The organism is Micromonospora sonchi (assembly GCF_014646235.1).
Classification (GTDB): Bacteria; Actinomycetota; Actinomycetes; order Mycobacteriales; family Micromonosporaceae; genus Micromonospora; species Micromonospora sonchi.
In genome coordinates this window covers 113,005-127,781 of the sequence record NZ_BMNB01000001.1, presented here as the reverse complement: position 1 = coordinate 127,781, position 14,777 = coordinate 113,005, and the positions used below count along the sequence as shown (strand labels likewise).

14 protein-coding genes and 3 pseudogenes are annotated in these 14,777 nt (G+C 70.9%); 1 reads left to right on the top strand and 16 read right to left on the bottom strand.

The features are described from left to right. Positions 1 to 7: 7 nt before the first annotated feature. From IEY61_RS00585 to IEY61_RS00530, 13 genes and pseudogenes are all read right to left on the bottom strand, one after another. A complete protein-coding gene (locus IEY61_RS00585; protein WP_189040222.1) occupies positions 8 to 670 on the bottom strand; it encodes a M15 family metallopeptidase in 663 nt (220 codons plus the stop codon). Further along, positions 654 to 1,841, bottom strand: a complete 1,188-nt coding sequence (locus IEY61_RS00580; RefSeq protein ID WP_189040221.1) for a D-alanine--D-alanine ligase family protein — start codon at positions 1,839 to 1,841, stop codon at positions 654 to 656. The genes IEY61_RS00585 and IEY61_RS00580 overlap by 17 nt, the downstream gene beginning before the upstream one ends. Continuing rightward, on the bottom strand, positions 1,838 to 2,872 hold the full coding sequence (locus tag IEY61_RS30945; protein WP_229705588.1) for a threonine ammonia-lyase: 1,035 nt from the start codon (positions 2,870 to 2,872) through the stop codon (positions 1,838 to 1,840). The genes IEY61_RS00580 and IEY61_RS30945 overlap by 4 nt, the downstream gene beginning before the upstream one ends. After that, entirely contained in the window at positions 2,824 to 4,029 is a 1,206-nt protein-coding gene (locus tag IEY61_RS30940) for an acyltransferase family protein (protein ID WP_229705587.1), read from the bottom strand. The genes IEY61_RS30945 and IEY61_RS30940 overlap by 49 nt, the downstream gene beginning before the upstream one ends. 101 nt (positions 4,030 to 4,130) lie before the next feature. Then, the gene (locus IEY61_RS00570; protein WP_189040220.1) at positions 4,131 to 5,189 is read right to left on the bottom strand and encodes a HAMP domain-containing sensor histidine kinase; all 1,059 of its coding nucleotides are present in this window, start codon (positions 5,187 to 5,189) and stop codon (positions 4,131 to 4,133) included. Then, on the bottom strand, positions 5,186 to 5,851 hold the full coding sequence (locus tag IEY61_RS00565) for a response regulator transcription factor (protein WP_189040502.1): 666 nt from the start codon (positions 5,849 to 5,851) through the stop codon (positions 5,186 to 5,188). The genes IEY61_RS00570 and IEY61_RS00565 overlap by 4 nt, the downstream gene beginning before the upstream one ends. Positions 5,852 to 5,904: 53 nt before the next feature. After that, positions 5,905 to 6,705, bottom strand: coding sequence for an ABC transporter permease (locus IEY61_RS00560; RefSeq protein WP_229705586.1), 801 nt, complete (start codon positions 6,703 to 6,705; stop codon positions 5,905 to 5,907). Then, positions 6,702 to 7,610 carry an ABC transporter permease gene (locus IEY61_RS00555; RefSeq protein WP_189040219.1) on the bottom strand — a complete coding sequence of 303 codons (909 nt, stop codon included), beginning with the start codon at positions 7,608 to 7,610 and terminating at the stop codon, positions 6,702 to 6,704. The genes IEY61_RS00560 and IEY61_RS00555 overlap by 4 nt, the downstream gene beginning before the upstream one ends. A gap of 42 nt (positions 7,611 to 7,652) precedes the next feature. Then, positions 7,653 to 8,807, bottom strand: coding sequence for an ABC transporter ATP-binding protein (locus IEY61_RS00550; RefSeq protein ID WP_189040500.1), 1,155 nt, complete (start codon positions 8,805 to 8,807; stop codon positions 7,653 to 7,655). 2 nt (positions 8,808 to 8,809) lie between these two features. After that, entirely contained in the window at positions 8,810 to 9,994 is a 1,185-nt protein-coding gene (locus tag IEY61_RS00545) for a polyamine ABC transporter substrate-binding protein (RefSeq protein WP_189040218.1), read from the bottom strand. Positions 9,995 to 10,219: 225 nt separating this feature from the next. After that, positions 10,220 to 10,416: pseudogene (locus tag IEY61_RS00540) on the bottom strand (DUF397 domain-containing protein). Continuing rightward, a pseudogene (locus tag IEY61_RS00535) lies at positions 10,407 to 11,153 on the bottom strand (helix-turn-helix domain-containing protein). Before IEY61_RS00535 ends, IEY61_RS00540 begins: the two co-directional pseudogenes overlap by 10 nt. Before the next feature lie 596 nt (positions 11,154 to 11,749). Next, entirely contained in the window at positions 11,750 to 12,118 is a 369-nt protein-coding gene (locus tag IEY61_RS00530; RefSeq protein ID WP_189040217.1) for a DUF3499 domain-containing protein, read from the bottom strand. A 151-nt stretch (positions 12,119 to 12,269) separates the two neighbouring features. Here IEY61_RS00530 and IEY61_RS00525 point away from each other — a divergent pair, with 151 nt between their 5' ends. Continuing rightward, positions 12,270 to 12,719 carry a metallopeptidase family protein gene (locus IEY61_RS00525; RefSeq protein WP_189040216.1) on the top strand — a complete coding sequence of 150 codons (450 nt, stop codon included), beginning with the start codon at positions 12,270 to 12,272 and terminating at the stop codon, positions 12,717 to 12,719. Between the two features lie 63 nt (positions 12,720 to 12,782). On the opposite strand, the gene IEY61_RS00520 is transcribed toward IEY61_RS00525, so the two are convergent. From IEY61_RS00520 to IEY61_RS00510, 3 genes and pseudogenes are all read right to left on the bottom strand, one after another. After that, on the bottom strand, positions 12,783 to 13,040 hold the full coding sequence (locus IEY61_RS00520) for a WhiB family transcriptional regulator (protein ID WP_189040215.1): 258 nt from the start codon (positions 13,038 to 13,040) through the stop codon (positions 12,783 to 12,785). Positions 13,041 to 13,510: 470 nt separating this feature from the next. Continuing rightward, entirely contained in the window at positions 13,511 to 13,732 is a 222-nt protein-coding gene (locus IEY61_RS00515) for a hypothetical protein (RefSeq protein WP_229705585.1), read from the bottom strand. Positions 13,733 to 13,773: 41 nt separating this feature from the next. After that, a pseudogene (locus IEY61_RS00510) lies at positions 13,774 to 14,605 on the bottom strand (DUF4331 domain-containing protein). Positions 14,606 to 14,777 lie beyond the last annotated feature (172 nt).

The following is a 14,777-nucleotide window of genomic DNA, read 5'->3' as shown; positions in this document are numbered from 1 at the left end:
CCTAGACTCACCGCGAAGTTGACAGGCGGGAATGCGATAGCGGTCCGTAGCGGGTCTGCGGCGCACCGGTGAGCAACGCCCAGTACCGGTCGCCGTAGGACCAGTGCCACCACTCGGTCGGATAGTTCACCAGGCCCGCGCCGGTCAGCGCGGTCACCAGGATCCGCCGGTGCCGGCGGGCCAGGGTGGAGATCGACGACGCGGCGGTGAAGCAGGCGTTCCGGCTGGCCTCGGGGGTGGCGTCCACGACGGTCCCCATGTCCAGTTCGGCACCGTCGCGGGTGCAGAGCGTCAGATCCACCGCTCCGCCGGTGCTGTGCGGCGCCACCTCGACCGGCGAGACGAACTTGGTGGTCTCCCGGTACACCCGTTCCGGCGACCAGTCCGGGTGGCGGCGGCGCAGCTCGTCCCGGTAGCCGGTGAAGATGTCCAGCTGCGCCTGGTACGGCCGATACCCCTCGATGACCAGCAGGCGCAGGCCGTCGGGGAGGGCGCGCTGCGCGGCCAGCAACCGCTCCACCACCCCCCGGCGCAGTCGCGCGTACGCCCCGGCCGGGTCGGCGGCGCGCTCGTCCAACCGCAACCCGGGCACCTCGCGCAGGTCCACCAGGGGTTCCCCGTCGTCGGCACCGGGTACCGCCGCGACGCGCGGGTCACTGAGCAGGATCATCGCCGGCTCCCCTGGCGGTCGGACGATCGGTGTGCCGGGCGAAGGCCAACGCGACCAGCCGGTCCACCAGCTCGCGGTAACCGATGCCGGCCGCCGCCCACACCTTCGGGTACATCGAGTGCGCGGTGAAGCCCGGCATGGTGTTCAGCTCGTTGACGTACAGCTCGTTGGCCGTCTCGTCGTACAGGAAGTCGACCCGGGCCAGTCCCCAGCCGCCGATGGCCACGAACGCGCGTACCGACAGCTCCCGGATCCGCTCGGCCACCTCGTCCGGCAGCAGGGCCGGCACCACCATCGGATCGGCGTCGCCCAGATACTTCTGCCGGTAGTCGAACCAGCCCCCGGTGACCTGGACCTCGCCGACCGCCGACGCCTGCAGGTCGACGCCGCCGAGCACCCCGCACTCCAACTCCCGGCCGGTCACCCCCTGCTCCACCACGACCAGGTCGTCGTGCCGCAGCGCCTCGTCGACCGCCGCCGCCAGGTCGTCACCGTCAGCCACCCGGGTGATGCCGATCGAGGAGCCCATCCGGGCCGGCTTGACGAACAGCGGCCGGCGCAGCCCCACCACCAGCTTCTCCGGGTCCTCGCCGGCCCGGTAGGTCTGCGCGTCGAACCAGACGTACGGTGTGATCGGCACCCCCTCGGCCCGCAGCGCCCGCTTCATCGCCACCTTGTCCATCCCGACGGCCGAGGCGAGGATGCCGCACCCCACGTACGGCACGCCGAGGGATTCGAGCAGTCCCTGCACCACCCCGTCCTCCCCGAACGGGCCGTGCAGCACCGGAAAGACCACGTCCAGCTCGGCGTGCACCGCGCCGGGCCCGTCGACGGCGGTGACCAGCGCGGTCGACGACCGTCGGGCGGCCCGCAGCTCCACGTTCGGCCCGGTCACCACCAGCCGGTCGTCGATGGCCCGCTTCGGCACGGTGCCGTCGAGGAGCCGGGTCAGCACCGCGTCCGGGACGAGCCGCAGCTCACGGTCGCGGGTGATGCCGATGGCCACCACGTGGTACCCGTTCCCGGCCAACGCCCGAGCCACCCCGAGCGCCGAGGCGCAGGAGACCTCGTGCTCCGCTGACGGGCCGCCGAACAGTACGCCGACCCGGAGCGGCCCACTCCGGCCACCCTCGCCCCACGACGCTGGGTCGTTCGTTCGACTCGCGCTCACGCTGCCACCTCTTCCCTGTTCCGGGCGGCGGCCGCCAACCGGGCGACCAGTTCCGCATCCACGTTTCCGCCGGTCAGCACCACGCCGACCGTGCGCTGCCGCCCGCCGTCGACCGGGCTCGACGGATCGCCGGCCGCGAGTCGCAGTGCGCCGGCCAGGCCGGCCGCGCCGGACGGTTCGACCAGCACCTTCAACTCCAGCAGGAGCAGCTGGAACGCGTCGGCGATCTCCTTCTCCGCCACCCGGATCACCCCGCGCAGGCGGTCCCGGACGATGGCGAAGGGCAGCTCACCCACGCAGGCCGGCCGAAGGCCGTCGGCGATCGTCGGGGCCGGCGGGACCGGGGTCGGTCGACCGGCGGCCAGGCTGCGGGCCAGCGAGTCGCAGCCGACCGGTTCCACCCCGTACACCTCGATCGGCCGGCTGGCCGCGGCCAGGCAGGCACCGGCCACGCCGCCGCCCCCGCCGACCGGCAGCACCAGCACATCCACCGGGCTGCCGGCCTGCTCCGCGTCCTCGATCAGCTCAAGGCTGGCGCTGCCCTGCCCGGCGACCACGTCCGGGTGGTCGTACGCGTCGACGACCGGGTGGCCGGTCTCGTCACTGATCCGGCTGACCACGGCCAACCGCTCGGCGACCGTGGTGCCGGCCAGGACCACCCGGGCGCCCGCCGCCCGGACTCGGGCGACCTTGGTCAGTGCCGCGTCGACCGGCAGCACGACGGTGGCGGTCAGTGCGTACCCCCGGGCCGCCAGCGCCACCGCCACCGCGTGGTTTCCGGTGCTCTGCGCGACCACCCCGCGGTGTCCGGCCGCGGCGATCCGGCCGACCGCGTACAGTCCGCCGCGCATCTTGTACGAACCGCCGGTCTGCAGGTTCTCCGCCTTCATCAGCACCCGGGCACCGGCCAGCCGGTCGATCGCCGGGGAGCGCAGCAGCGGGGTACGCAGGACCCGGCCGTCGAGCCATCGCGCAGCCGCGGTCACATCGACCTCTGCGCCGGTCGATCCGGGTGGATCCGTGCGGGACATGTCGTCTCCTTCGTCGAGTCGTTCGGCGGTGCGTCGTCCGGGCGGATGGCGGTACGCCCCTTGGGCAGGTCGAACAGCCACCCCGCCCGAACCGCCAGCAGCACCCGGTGCACGCCCAGGCTGAGCGCCAGCACCAGGACGGTGAGTGAGAACGGATAGCCGAGGGAGAGCGCCAACCGGGCGGGGTCGCTCAGGTTGGCGATCGGGTCGGCGACCAGCCGGTGCAGCAGTGCCAGCACCGGCATGTGGATCACGTAGATGGGCAGCGTCTGACGACCGAGGGCGGCGAGGGGCTGGCCGATCGTGGGCCGGCGCGCGAGCCGGACCGCGACAGCGATCCCGAACGCGACGGCGACCACCGACACCAGCGGCCCCACCCCGGGCAGCCGGCCGGTACCGCTCGCCGTCACGGCCACCAGCACCACGGCGTACGCGACCGCCGCGAGCAGTAGGTGCCGGAGCTTCACCGCTCGTGCCCAGCGCTCGACGTACCGCCGCAGGTGCAGGCCGGCGAGGAAGAACACCAGGTTCTGGTAGAGCCCCGCCCGGTTGCCGGGAGTGTCGAGCAGCCCGGCCGACGCCACGGCGTTGAGCACACCCGCAGCGACCAGCAGCACCACCGGGTGGACCCGGCGCAGCGTCCTGGCCAGGGCGAAGTAGAGCGCCAGCGCGTACAGGTACCAGAGGTTGGACGGGGTGACGGTCAGCTGGACCAGCAGCTCGCCCGGGCCGGTCGCCCGATCGGTCGGGAAGTCCGGGGCGAGGGCCAGCACGGCGGTGTGGATCAGCAGCCAGACGCCGTACAGGTAGAGCAGGCGGGCGACCCGGGGCCGGCCGACCGACCGCCACGGCCGATGCACGGCGGCCGCCGCGAACATCCCGGAGATGGTGAAGAACAGCGGCATCCGCATCGGCAGCAGCAGGTCGCCCAGCGTCCCCCAGACGCCCGCCACCGGCACGTCCAGCCGCCAGTCGAGCTGGAGATAGTTCTTCATGATCACGTGCCAGAGCAGGACCAGCACGATGCAGCCGCCTTTGGCGACGTCCGCCCAGGCCAGCCGCCCGTCGGCCGTACCGCTGTCGGCGTTCGAAGCGCTGCCGCCCGAGCGGCCAACGGTCGTGGCCGGCGGCGCGGTCGCGTGGCCGTGGGTGGTCATGGTGCTCTCCTCTCCGTCGGCTTCCGGGCACGCCGAGGGCCGGGTCGCGCGGTTCGCGGTCCCGTCTCGGGTGATCGTTCGTGCCCCGGCCGGGGGCCGGGTCAGGGTGCGGCGGGTAACTGGACGTCCACCCGCAGCCCGCCGTACTCGGCCGGCCGGGCGGCGATCAGACCGTCGTGCGCCTGGGTGATCGAGCGGGCGATGGCCAGGCCGAGGCCGGCTCCGCCGGCGTGGTTGGTGCGGTCACGGGCCAGGCGACGGAACGGCTCGAAGAGCCCGGCCACCGCCTCGGCCGGCACCACCTGACCGGTGTTGACCACGGTCAGCGCCGGGTCGCGACCGACCGTGACGGCGAGCGTGCCACCGGGCCGGTTGTACTTGATCGCGTTCTCCACCAGGTTGGTCACCAGGCGTTCCAGCAGCACCCGCTCGCCCATCACGATCCGGGGCTCGAGGTGGGTCTGCACGGTCACCCCGGCTGCGGTGGCCCGGTCCTGATGGGCGGCGAGCACGGTGCCGACGATCTCGTCGAGCCGCTGTGGGAGGCGGGCCCGCAGCCCCTGGTCGCTCTCGCTGAGCGCGAGCAGCCCCTCGATGAGCCGCTCGTTACGCTCGTTGGTCGCCAGCAGCTGGCTGGTCAGCAGCTCGAGCTGCTCGCCGGTGAGCGACTGGGCCATGCCGACCTCGATCAGCGTCCGCTGCACCGCGAGTGGCGTACGCAACTCGTGTGAGGCGTTGGCGGCGAACCGCCGCTGCCCCTCGTAGCCGGCGGCGATGCGCTCCATCATCTCGTCGACCGACCGGGCGAGCCGGGCCAGCTCGTCGTTGCCGCGCGGCCGGATCCGGTAGCCGAGGTTCTGCGGCCCGACGTGCGCGATCGGTCCGGCGAGATCACGCACCGGACGCAGGCACCACACGGCCGCGACCCAGATGCCGGCCACCGCGAGCACGAACACGGCCAGCGGGGCGAGCCCGACGGTAAGGCCGGCGAAGTCGGACGCCGTCTGGCAGATCGGGCCGGGGACGGGCAGCCCGCGGTCGCAGAGCCCCCGACCCCACCAGAACAGCTGGCCGAGGGCCCACTCGGTCAGCACCGGCAGGGCGAATCCGGCCAGCAGGGCGAGCACCCCGACCAGCATGATGCGCCGGCGCGGAGTCACGCCGGGTCGCCGATCCGGTAGCCGGTCCGGGGCACGGTGTGGATGACCTGCGGTTGGCCGAGCTTCTTGCGCAGCGTCATCACGGTCACCCGGACAACGTTGGTGAACGGGTCGGCGAACTCGTCCCACGCCTGTTCGAGCAGTTCCTCCGCGCTGACCACCCGGCCTTCGGCGCGCATCAGCACGTGCAGCACGGCGAACTCCTTGGGGCTCAGGCTGACCGGTTGCCCGTCCCGCCGGACGACGTGCCGGGCCACGTCCAACTCCACGCCGTGCCGCTGGAGCACCGGCGGCAGTGCCGGCGCGGAGCGTCGGCCCAGGGCCTGTACCCGGGCGACCAGTTCGGCGAAGGCGAACGGCTTGGTCAGGTAGTCGTCGGCACCCAGCCCGAGCCCTTCCACCCGGTCCCGGATACCGGCGGCAGCGGTGAGCAGCAACACCCGGGTGCCCGTGCCGGAGTCGGTCAGGTTGCGGCACACCTCGTCGCCGGTCTGCCCGGGCATGTCCCGGTCCAGCACCGCCACGTCGTAGCGGTTCACCCCGATCCGTTCCAGCGCGCCGTCGCCGTCGTAGCAGACGTCGACCGCCATCGAGAGGCGACGCAGCCCCTCGGCGACCGTGTCCGCCAGCAACCGTTCGTCGTCCGCCACCAACACCCGCACCGTGTCCGCTCCCCGTTGTCCGTCGTCGTCCGCCATACGTTCTCAGGCAGGGGTTAAGGATTCCGTAAGCGCCTGCCGCCACGACGCAACGTGCTGGTCAGCACCAGCAGCAGCGCGATCAGGAACATGGCTGTGCCGATCACGTTGACCTGCGGCGGGATGCCCCGCTGGGCAGCGCCCCAGACGTACATCGGGAAGGTGACGGTGGTGCCGGAGTTGAAGTTCGTGATGATGAAGTCGTCGAAGCTGAGCGAGAAGGCCAGCAGGGCGGCGGCGACGATGCCGGGCAGCACCAGCGGCAGGGTGATCCGCCGGAACGTCTGCCACTCGCTGGCGTACAGGTCCATCGCGGCCTCCTCCAGCCGCCGGTCCATCCCGGCCAGCCGCGCCTTGACCGTCACCACCACGAACGACAGGCAGAACATCACGTGCGCCAGGACGATGGTCCAGAAGCCCAGCGGCACCCCACCGGCGACGAAGAGGGTGAGCAGCGAGGTGCCCAGCACCAGTTCCGGCGTCGCCATCGGCAGGAAGATCAGCACGTTGAGCCCGGACCGGCCGCGGAGCCGGTGCCGGGCCAGCGCGAACGCCATCAGGGTGCCGAGCGTGGTGGCGACCACGGTGGCAATGAAACCGATCTGCACGCTACGCAGCACCGCATCGCACATCTCGGAGGTGGCGCACGGGTTGCGCCAGTTGTCGAGGGTGAACTCGTGGAAGTCGTACGACAACCGGTTGGCGGGCCGGTTGACCGACAGCGCGGCGACCACGGCGATCGGCAGCAGCAGGTAGCCGAGCACCAGCAGCGCCACCCCCATCACCCAGTGCCGGGCGAGCCAGCGGGAGAGCCTCACCGCACGTCCTCGCCGGCGCGGCGCAGGTAGCCGAAGACCACCGCGAGGATCGCCGATATCAGCAGGAACGACAGCGCCGCGCCCTGCGGGTAGTCCAACCGGACCAGGAACGCCGAGTCGATGACGTTGCCGATCATGTATTCGTTGGGGGTGCCCAGCAGTTCGGCGTTGATGTAGTCACCGGTCGCCGGAATGAAGAACAGCAGGGTTCCGGCGATCAGGCCGGGCCTCGACAGCGGCAGGGTGACTCGGCGGAACGTCTGCCATCGGCTCGCGTACAGGTCGCGGGACGCCTCCACCAGCCGGTGGTCGAGCCGCTCCAGGCTCGCGTACAGCGGCAGCACCAGGAACGGCAGGAAGTTGTACGTCAGGCCGAGCACCACCGCGACCGGGGTGGCCAGCAACCGGCCGTCGGGGCCGAGCAGGTGCACGTCACGCAGCAGCCCGACGAGCCAACCGTGGTCCGACAGGATGGTCTTCCAGGCCAGGGTGCGCACCAGGAAGCTGGTGAACATCGGCGCGACCACGCAGACCAGCAGGAGGTTCCGCCACCGGCCGGCCTTGCAGGCGATCACGTACGCCAGTGGGTAGCCCATCAGCAGCGCCAGCACCAGGGCGGTGCCGGCGTACCGAAAGGATCGGCCGAACTGCGGCCAGTACGCCTGCAACGCGGCCGGGTAGTTCCCGAACGCCCAGGTCATCGTGTACCCGGTGGAGAGCGAGCCGTTCGGGTCGTAGAGGCTGGCGGCGGCGAGCTGCGCCAGCGGCAGGGCGAAGAAGAGGAACAGCCAGGCCACGCCGGGCAGCAACAGCAGGTACGGCAGGAGCCGGTACCGCCCCGGGCGGGCAGCGGGCGGCGACGTCGACTGCCCGGCCACGCCCGGTAGTTGCGCGAAGGCGCTCACGGCGCCGTCCCGCTGGGGTGCCTGATGGCTCGTTCGCTCCGCTCAGTCACGAGCGGCCCCCACCGGCTCGTCGAGTACCGGCGTGCTCGGCTCGTCCTCGTCGGCGCGGCGGCCGAGCAGGAAGGCGTGCTGGGGATTCCAGTACGCCACCGCCCGGTCACCCGGCCCGTAGCGCCGCTGCGTGCCGCTGTTGGCGACGAAGACGCTCAGCTCGGTGTCGCAGCCGGCTCGCAACAGATACTGCGTGCTCACCCCGACGTAGGAGGCGTCGGTGATCGTGCCCGTCAGGTACTGGCTGCCGGCGGGCACCTGGTCGACGGAGTCGACCAGGTGCAGCTTCTCGGGGCGTACCCCCAAATAGACCGGGCCCCGGTCGGCGCGGGCCCGGGCCGACGGCACCGAGAAGCGCACGCCGTGCGCGGTGATCAGGACGTCACCGCCGTTGCCACCGGCGACGACCCCGGCGATCAGGTTGGACTGGCCGAGGAAGTTGGCCACGAACGCGGTGGCCGGGAACTCGTAGATCTCGGCCGGTGCGCCGAGCTGCTCGACCCGCCCGGCGTTCATCACCGCGACCGTGTCGGCCATCGTCATGGCCTCCTCCTGGTCGTGCGTGACGTGCAGGAAGGTGATGCCGGCCCCGGTCTGGATCCGCTTCAGCTCGATCTGCATCCGGCGGCGCAGTTTGAGGTCCAACGCGCCGAGCGGCTCGTCCAGCAACAGCACCTGCGGGTGGTTGATCAAGGCGCGGGCCAGCGCGACCCGCTGCTGCTCACCGCCGGAGAGCTGGGCCGGGCGGCGTCGCTCGTAGCCGTCCAGCCCCATCAGGGTGAGCATCTGCCGGACCTGCCCGTCGACCGGGCGGATGCCGCGCCGGCGCAGCCCGAAGGCGACGTTCTCGAAGACGTCCAGGTGCGGGAAGAGCGCGTAGCTCTGGAACACCGTGTTGACCGGCCGCTTGTGCGGGCGCAGCCGGGCGATGTCCCGGCCACCGAGCAGCACCTGCCCGCTGGTCGGCTCCTCCAGCCCGGCGATCATCCGCAGGGTGGTGGTCTTGCCACAGCCGGAGGCGCCGAGCAGCGCGAAGAACGAGCCCTGGCCGATGGTCAGGCTCAGGCCGTCGACGGCGGTGAACGCGCCGAACGTCTTGGTGAGGTCGGCCAGACACAGATCGCCGGCCGGGACGTCCCGCGCCATCGTCACGCTCCGATCACCTGCTGGAACCTGGTCTCGTACGCTCGTTCCTGCTGCTCGTCGAGCGCCATGAAGCCCCGGGCCGTGGCGAGCATGGCGTCGTCCGGGAAGATCAGGGGGTTGGCGGCCAGCTCCGGATCGATCTTCTCCATCTCCTCCTGCGCCCCCTGCACCGGGCAGATGTAGTTGACGTACGCGGCGAGCTGGGCGGCGACGGCCGGATCGTAGTAGTGGTCGATCAACGCTTCGGCGTTGGCCTTGTGGGTCGCCTTCCTCGGCACCACCATGTTGTCCGACCAGATCATCACCCCGGTGTCGGGCGTCACGAACCTGATCCGATCGTCGGCGAAGCCGAGCTGGATGATGTCACCGGACCAGCCGATGCAGGCCGCGATGTTCCCCCTGGCCAGGTCGGGAGCGTAGTCGTTCCCGGTGAACCGGCGGATCTGCCCGGAGTCGACGGCCTTGCGCAGCTTGTCGAGCGCGTCGTCGAACTGGGCGGTGGTGAAGTCGGTCGGGTCGTGGCCGTTGGACAGCAACAGCAGCCCCATGGTGTCGCTCATCTCGGTCAACGCGGTCACCCTGCCCTTGAGGTCGGGGCGGGTGAGCAGCTCGTCGACGCTGCGGATCTCCCTGGCGACCCGGCCGTTGTATGCCAGCCCGGCGAAGCCGGACTGCCACGGCACGGCGAGTTCGTTGCCCACGTCGAAGGGGCGGTCGCGCAGCGACGGCAGCAGGTTGGCCGCGACGTTGGGCAGGTTGGCCTGGTCGAGCTGCTGGATCCAGCCCAGCCGGATCATCCGGGCCACCATCCAGTCGGAGAGGACGATCAGGTCCCGCCCGGTGCTCTGGCAGGCGGAAAGCTGGTGCTGCACCTTGCCGAAGAACTCGTTGTTGTCGTTGACGTCCTCGGTGTAGGTCACCTCGATGCCGCTGGCTCTGACGAAACTGTCCAGGGAGGGGCGCTTCGACTCGTCGTCCTCGTCCACGTCCAGGTACTGCGGCCAGTTGGAGAAGGCCAACTTCTTCTCCGTGCCGGAGAGGTCCTCGCTCACGCACCCGGCCCCGGTCTGCTGGGCGCCGGGGATGCCGCAGCCGGCGAGGGTGCCGCCCGTGGCGAGCAGTGCGGCCGCGCCGACGGTCCCGGTGAGCAGCGCACGCCGGGTGAGCGGCCGCAGGGCACGGCGCATGTGACGACTCCTAACCGACCATCGCCGGCAGGACAGGGGTGGGCACGCCGGTGGGAGCGATGGAGGACTGATCCTGGCATGAGGGAACCTACCGAGCGTGCGCGAGGGCGCGAGGCGCTCCGATCAACTCCGTATCGCCGGAACGGCGGCATCAACGCGGCCGCGACCCCGCCATTCTGCCGGAACTGTGTTGATCAGGGAGCCACCTGCGCCTCGGCGGGCCGATCAACAGCCGATCTGACGCGGGGCGGCGACGAGGAAGGCGCGCCAGGCGTCGGGGGTGAAGGTCAGGGTGCCGCCGTCTCGGTCCTTCTGTCGCGCACCAGGACCCGGCCGGGCAGGTTGTCGGCCACCTCGACACAGTCGCCGCCGTTGTTGCTGCTGCGGGTGGCGGTGCGCCAACGGGCGCCGGTCATCTCCATGTCGTCGCCACTTCCCTGATCAGCTCGATGGACGGGCGACGGGGCAGCGCCTCACCGGTGACGCTCTCCCATCTGGCGTTCAGGCTAGCAAGATCAGCACGCTCGGTCACCACCTGACCGCGCAGTTGATTGTCGAGGTAGGCCGCCTCGGACCCGTCCGGCGTGCGGGCCAGCACGAACGGCCCGGCCAGGCCGGTGTGCCACGGGTTCTCCGCCGGGATCACCCGGACCTGCACGTGCTCCCGCTCGCCCAGGTCGGCCAGGTGGGTCAAGTGCCCGGCCATCACCGCCCGGTCGCCGCCCACCCGGCGGCGCAGCACCACCTCGTCGATCACCGTGATCAACTGGAACGGGACGTCGCGCTCCAGTACCCACTACCGCGCCAGCCGCGCGGCGACGATCTCCTCCACCTCCGCGGGCGACACCAGGCCGCCGGTGGCCAGCACGGCTCGGGCGTACGCCTCGGTCTGGAGCAGACCCGGCACGAGCAGTGGCTGGTACGACCGGATCGACTTGGCCTTCTGCTCCAGATCCGCCCATTCCTGGAACCAGGGCAGGTCCCGCCGCCGGAACGGTTCCGGCCAGAGTTTCTTCGCCTCGCACCCGAGGACCGTGGCGACGGCGATCCGGGTCCGTGGATGCGGGATCCGGTCGTCCGCCAGCCACCGGCCCGCCGTCTTCGGGTCGACCCCGACCTTCGCCGCCAACGACTCGGCGGTCTCGCCCTTGTCCGCCATCGCCAACCGGAGCACTTCGTTCACCGTCGCCCCCTCCCGTGGACATCACTCTCCGCCGCACGCTAGCCACCCTGAGTGGCGCTCGCTGCCTCGTGTCGGCGTGTCGCCGCCGAGACTGTTTCGCCACATCGGAGGTGCGCCACAGAGGCCCCCGAAACGCCCCGAACACGCCCCACCAGCACCCGGTGGAGTGGCTGGTCCCGGCCCGCGGCCCGGATGACCTGGGCGGGCAGGCGGGCGGGCAGGTGGGCCGCCGGTGGTCAGGAGCCGGTCGAGCAGTTGGTGCGCGAGAACGGCTGGCTGCGATGGCGCCGTGCCCGGGGCATGGGTGTAGTAGCGGGTGCAGGTGTTGGTGCTGGTGCGGCCGCCAGGGTTCGCAGGCGCGGATTGCGGCATGTCGGGGTGTTCGGGCCGACAAGGCAAGCACGAGTTGCGGCATTCCGCGGCATCCGAACCGCCGGGCGGCACGAGTTGCGGCATCTCGGGGTATCCCGGCCGGTGGAGACCGCGAATTGCGGCATCCCGTGCGCAGACCGCGAGTTGCGGCATCCCGTGGCCAGACCGCGAGCTACGGACCCGATCCGCAGACCGCGGGGTCAGTGGGGTGGGGGGATGACGCGGAGGTGGCCGCGGCGGGAGGTGGCGGGCGCGTTCGGCGGCTGGTTCTGGTCGTCGTGGGGTGGACGGGGGGCCGGACGCGCCGCCTCCCGGACCGCTTCGGCCAGCGCCACGAGGTCGTCGGTGGTGGGCGGCGGCGGCTCGAACTCGCCCTCGTGCCGGACCACCTCCCAGCCGCGAGGTGCGGTGAGGCTGCGGGCGTGCGGTTCGCAGAGGTCGTACGTGTGGGGTTCGGCGAAGGCGGCCAACGGGCCCACCACAGCGGTTGACTCGTTGTAGACATAGGTCAGCGTGGCGACCGCTTGCCGGGGGCAGCCGTTACGAGTGCAGCGCCGTGGTGACCTCACGGGCGCAGGGTATCTCCATTACCGGGTCCGGCGCACTGCTTCGCGTTGCGACACGCCCGTATGAGTGATCACATTTCTCCGCGGCAACGCGGCGCGCCATGGTGGCGGAGCTGTTGTGGTGCGGTCCCGCCCGGAGGCTACCCTTTGCCTCATGACGAGCCCGGACAACCGCCGCCCCGGCGCCAGCCGGCGGGCCCACCGCGATCGGCACGGTCGCGGCCTGCGGGGGCGACTGGTGCCGGCAACCGTGCCGCTGGCGCGCACCAAGGCGGAAATCTTCGACGACCTCGTGCTGGACACCGTCGAGACGCTCGAACGCCGGTTCGCCAAGGAGTTGGCCGGGGTGGAGTTCGCCGTCGAGGACGTCCCCCCTGAATTGAACGTCTACGACTCGGACGTGCTCGAGGACGGCGAGGTGCCGTTGGCCCGGCTGCTTCCGGGCCGGCCCGGCCGCCAGGAGTTGCCGCCCCGGATCGTGCTGTACCGGCGGCCCCTTGAGTTCCGGGCCATGGATCGGGAGGATCTTGCCGACCTGGTGCACGACGTGATCATTGAGCAGGTGGCGAACCTGCTCGGCGTGGACCCGGACGAGTTGGCCTGAGGCCGGTTCCGGCGACACCCTCCGTCGGGCAGGGCGGTCCCCCAACCGCCCCGGCCCCACGACTCAGGCTGCCTGGCGCTTCAGTCTGCGCCGTTCCCGCTCGGAGAGCCCACCCCAGATCCCGAACCGTTCGTCGTGACCGAGGGCGTACTCGAGACATTCGGTTTTGACCTCGCACCGTGAGCAGATCCGCTTCGCTTCCCGGGTCGAGCCGCCCTTCTCGGGGAAGAACGCTTCCGGGTCGGTCTGCGAGCACAGCGCCCGCTCCTGCCACTCCGGCGCGTTCCCGAGCAGGTCGGCCGCCTCGAGCTGGCCGTCCATCAATTGCCTCCTTGTCGCGCACCGGCGTCATCGCCGCTGCAACCCCCCACGCGAAAGGCGTGTTTGTCCGTACGGACCCGTTTTGCTGCGTTCCGCGCGAACAACCCCATTCAAATTACACGCGTGTAATGCGTGCGTCGTCAAGCCAAACTTGATATTGGAGTCGCCCTCCCGACACGCGCCCGGACGATTGGCCCGGACCACCCCGTCTTGCCTTGCCCTATCGATTAAGACCCCGACCGAGTAACGCCCTCCCCGGCGAGTTGCCGGAGTTTTCTCCGTGGCGCGCAACGCCCCGCCGGCACGATCGGACCCGGCGCCCACCCCGGGAAGGCCACCCGTCAAGATCCGTTGATCTTGAACCGCAAGGTTAGCCCGCCTTCGCCCACCCTGCTCGCCGAGCGGGGGCACAACGACCGCGTCCCGCCCACATCGTGGACGGGACGCGGTCGTCGGCGGGCCTCGACGGATCAGTCGGCAGCCGGATATGCGCTGGTGGGCCAGATGAATTCGGCGACGATGCCGCCGGCTACGGAAACCGCGCCGACGGGCCTGTCGGCGTCCCACCAAACGGTATAGCAGCCGGCGGGAAGATCCGGACAGACGGCACTGTGGAAGGTGCCGTCGCGGACCTGGCGTTCCCGCACCGCGGCATGGGTACGCGGCTCGCTCGCCCGGTCGGCCCGGCTCACCTCGATCTCCCGGCCGAGCAACTGCCGTCCGGTATGGATGATCAGAGCACCGGTGTCTTGAACCCGTCGTAGGGCGTACCGAGGAACGGGAAGTTCCGCAGGAACGGCGCGGTCACGTCCGCCTCGGTCAGCCCCGCGATGGTCCGCAACGCGATAGTCACCACGTCATCGGTGACCCGGCGCCCGTTCGGGAATGCCGCCAGATCGCCGCCGAGCACCCCCAGCCGGTTCGGGCGGCGGGCCGGCGGGATGGCCGTGTTCAGCCGCAGCATGTCGGCCTGGACGTCACCGGTGGCGTTGCTGAAGCCGTTGATCAGTCCCTCCGGGATGCCGGTGAGCAGGATCGCGACCAGGTCGGCGCGGGCCTTCTTCGACCTGTTCAGCTTGTCGAGGTTGTCGAAGACGCCCGGGTAGAGCACCGGCAGCAGGGCGGCCAGTTCCGGCTGTTCGACGAACTTCACGAACCGCCTTGTCCAGCGGCACCTGGAGGGCCAGGCTGTGCACGTTCATCCGGTCGAGCGCGTTGACCGGCTCACCGGCCACCCGGAACAGTTCTTCCCGGCGCTCGCTCTCCAGCGACTCGATGGGGCCGGTGTTGTATAGAAAGCTGTTCGGGTTGGTGATCTCGGTGGTGAACTCGAAGCGGTAGGTGACGTCCGGCTCGCCGTCGCCGTTGTTGTCGATGTGAATCTCGTACCGCACATCGTCGCCGAACTCGAAGAAATTCGGCCCGCCCGAGGGCAACTGCAACGGTACGTAGTTGGCGATCAACGTCACGGTGTCCGGCTTGTTCGGGGTGACGAAGGCGTAGAGGTCCGAGGAATCGGCGACCGGATCCTTGGCGATCTCCGGCGCCTCGCGGTGTGAAGACATGGCGAACCCACCTGACTGGGCGAAATGGTGAATCGAAATGGCTGGCCGGGCGCCGCGAGCCGGCGGACGCGAGCCGGGGCCGGACCGCGCCGGGCCAGAAAGTTCAGCGCCGCGCGGCCGCCTTGCGCAGCCGGTCCGCCAGGCCCTTGTCACGCACCTGGAGGCGGAACTC

Coding starts and splice junctions, on each gene's coding strand:
- IEY61_RS00585 (WP_189040222.1), bottom strand. CDS start 670: ATGATCCTGCTCAGTGACCCGCGCGTCGCGGCGGTACCCGGTGCCGAC.
- IEY61_RS30945 (WP_229705588.1), bottom strand. CDS start 2,872: ATGTCCCGCACGGATCCACCCGGATCGACCGGCGCAGAGGTCGATGTG.
- IEY61_RS30940 (WP_229705587.1), bottom strand. CDS start 4,029: ATGACCACCCACGGCCACGCGACCGCGCCGCCGGCCACGACCGTTGGC.
- IEY61_RS00550 (WP_189040500.1), bottom strand. CDS start 8,807: ATGGCGCGGGACGTCCCGGCCGGCGATCTGTGTCTGGCCGACCTCACC.
- IEY61_RS00545 (WP_189040218.1), bottom strand. CDS start 9,994: ATGCGCCGTGCCCTGCGGCCGCTCACCCGGCGTGCGCTGCTCACCGGG.
- IEY61_RS00525 (WP_189040216.1), top strand. CDS start 12,270: ATGACGAGCCCGGACAACCGCCGCCCCGGCGCCAGCCGGCGGGCCCAC.
- IEY61_RS00520 (WP_189040215.1), bottom strand. CDS start 13,040: ATGGACGGCCAGCTCGAGGCGGCCGACCTGCTCGGGAACGCGCCGGAG.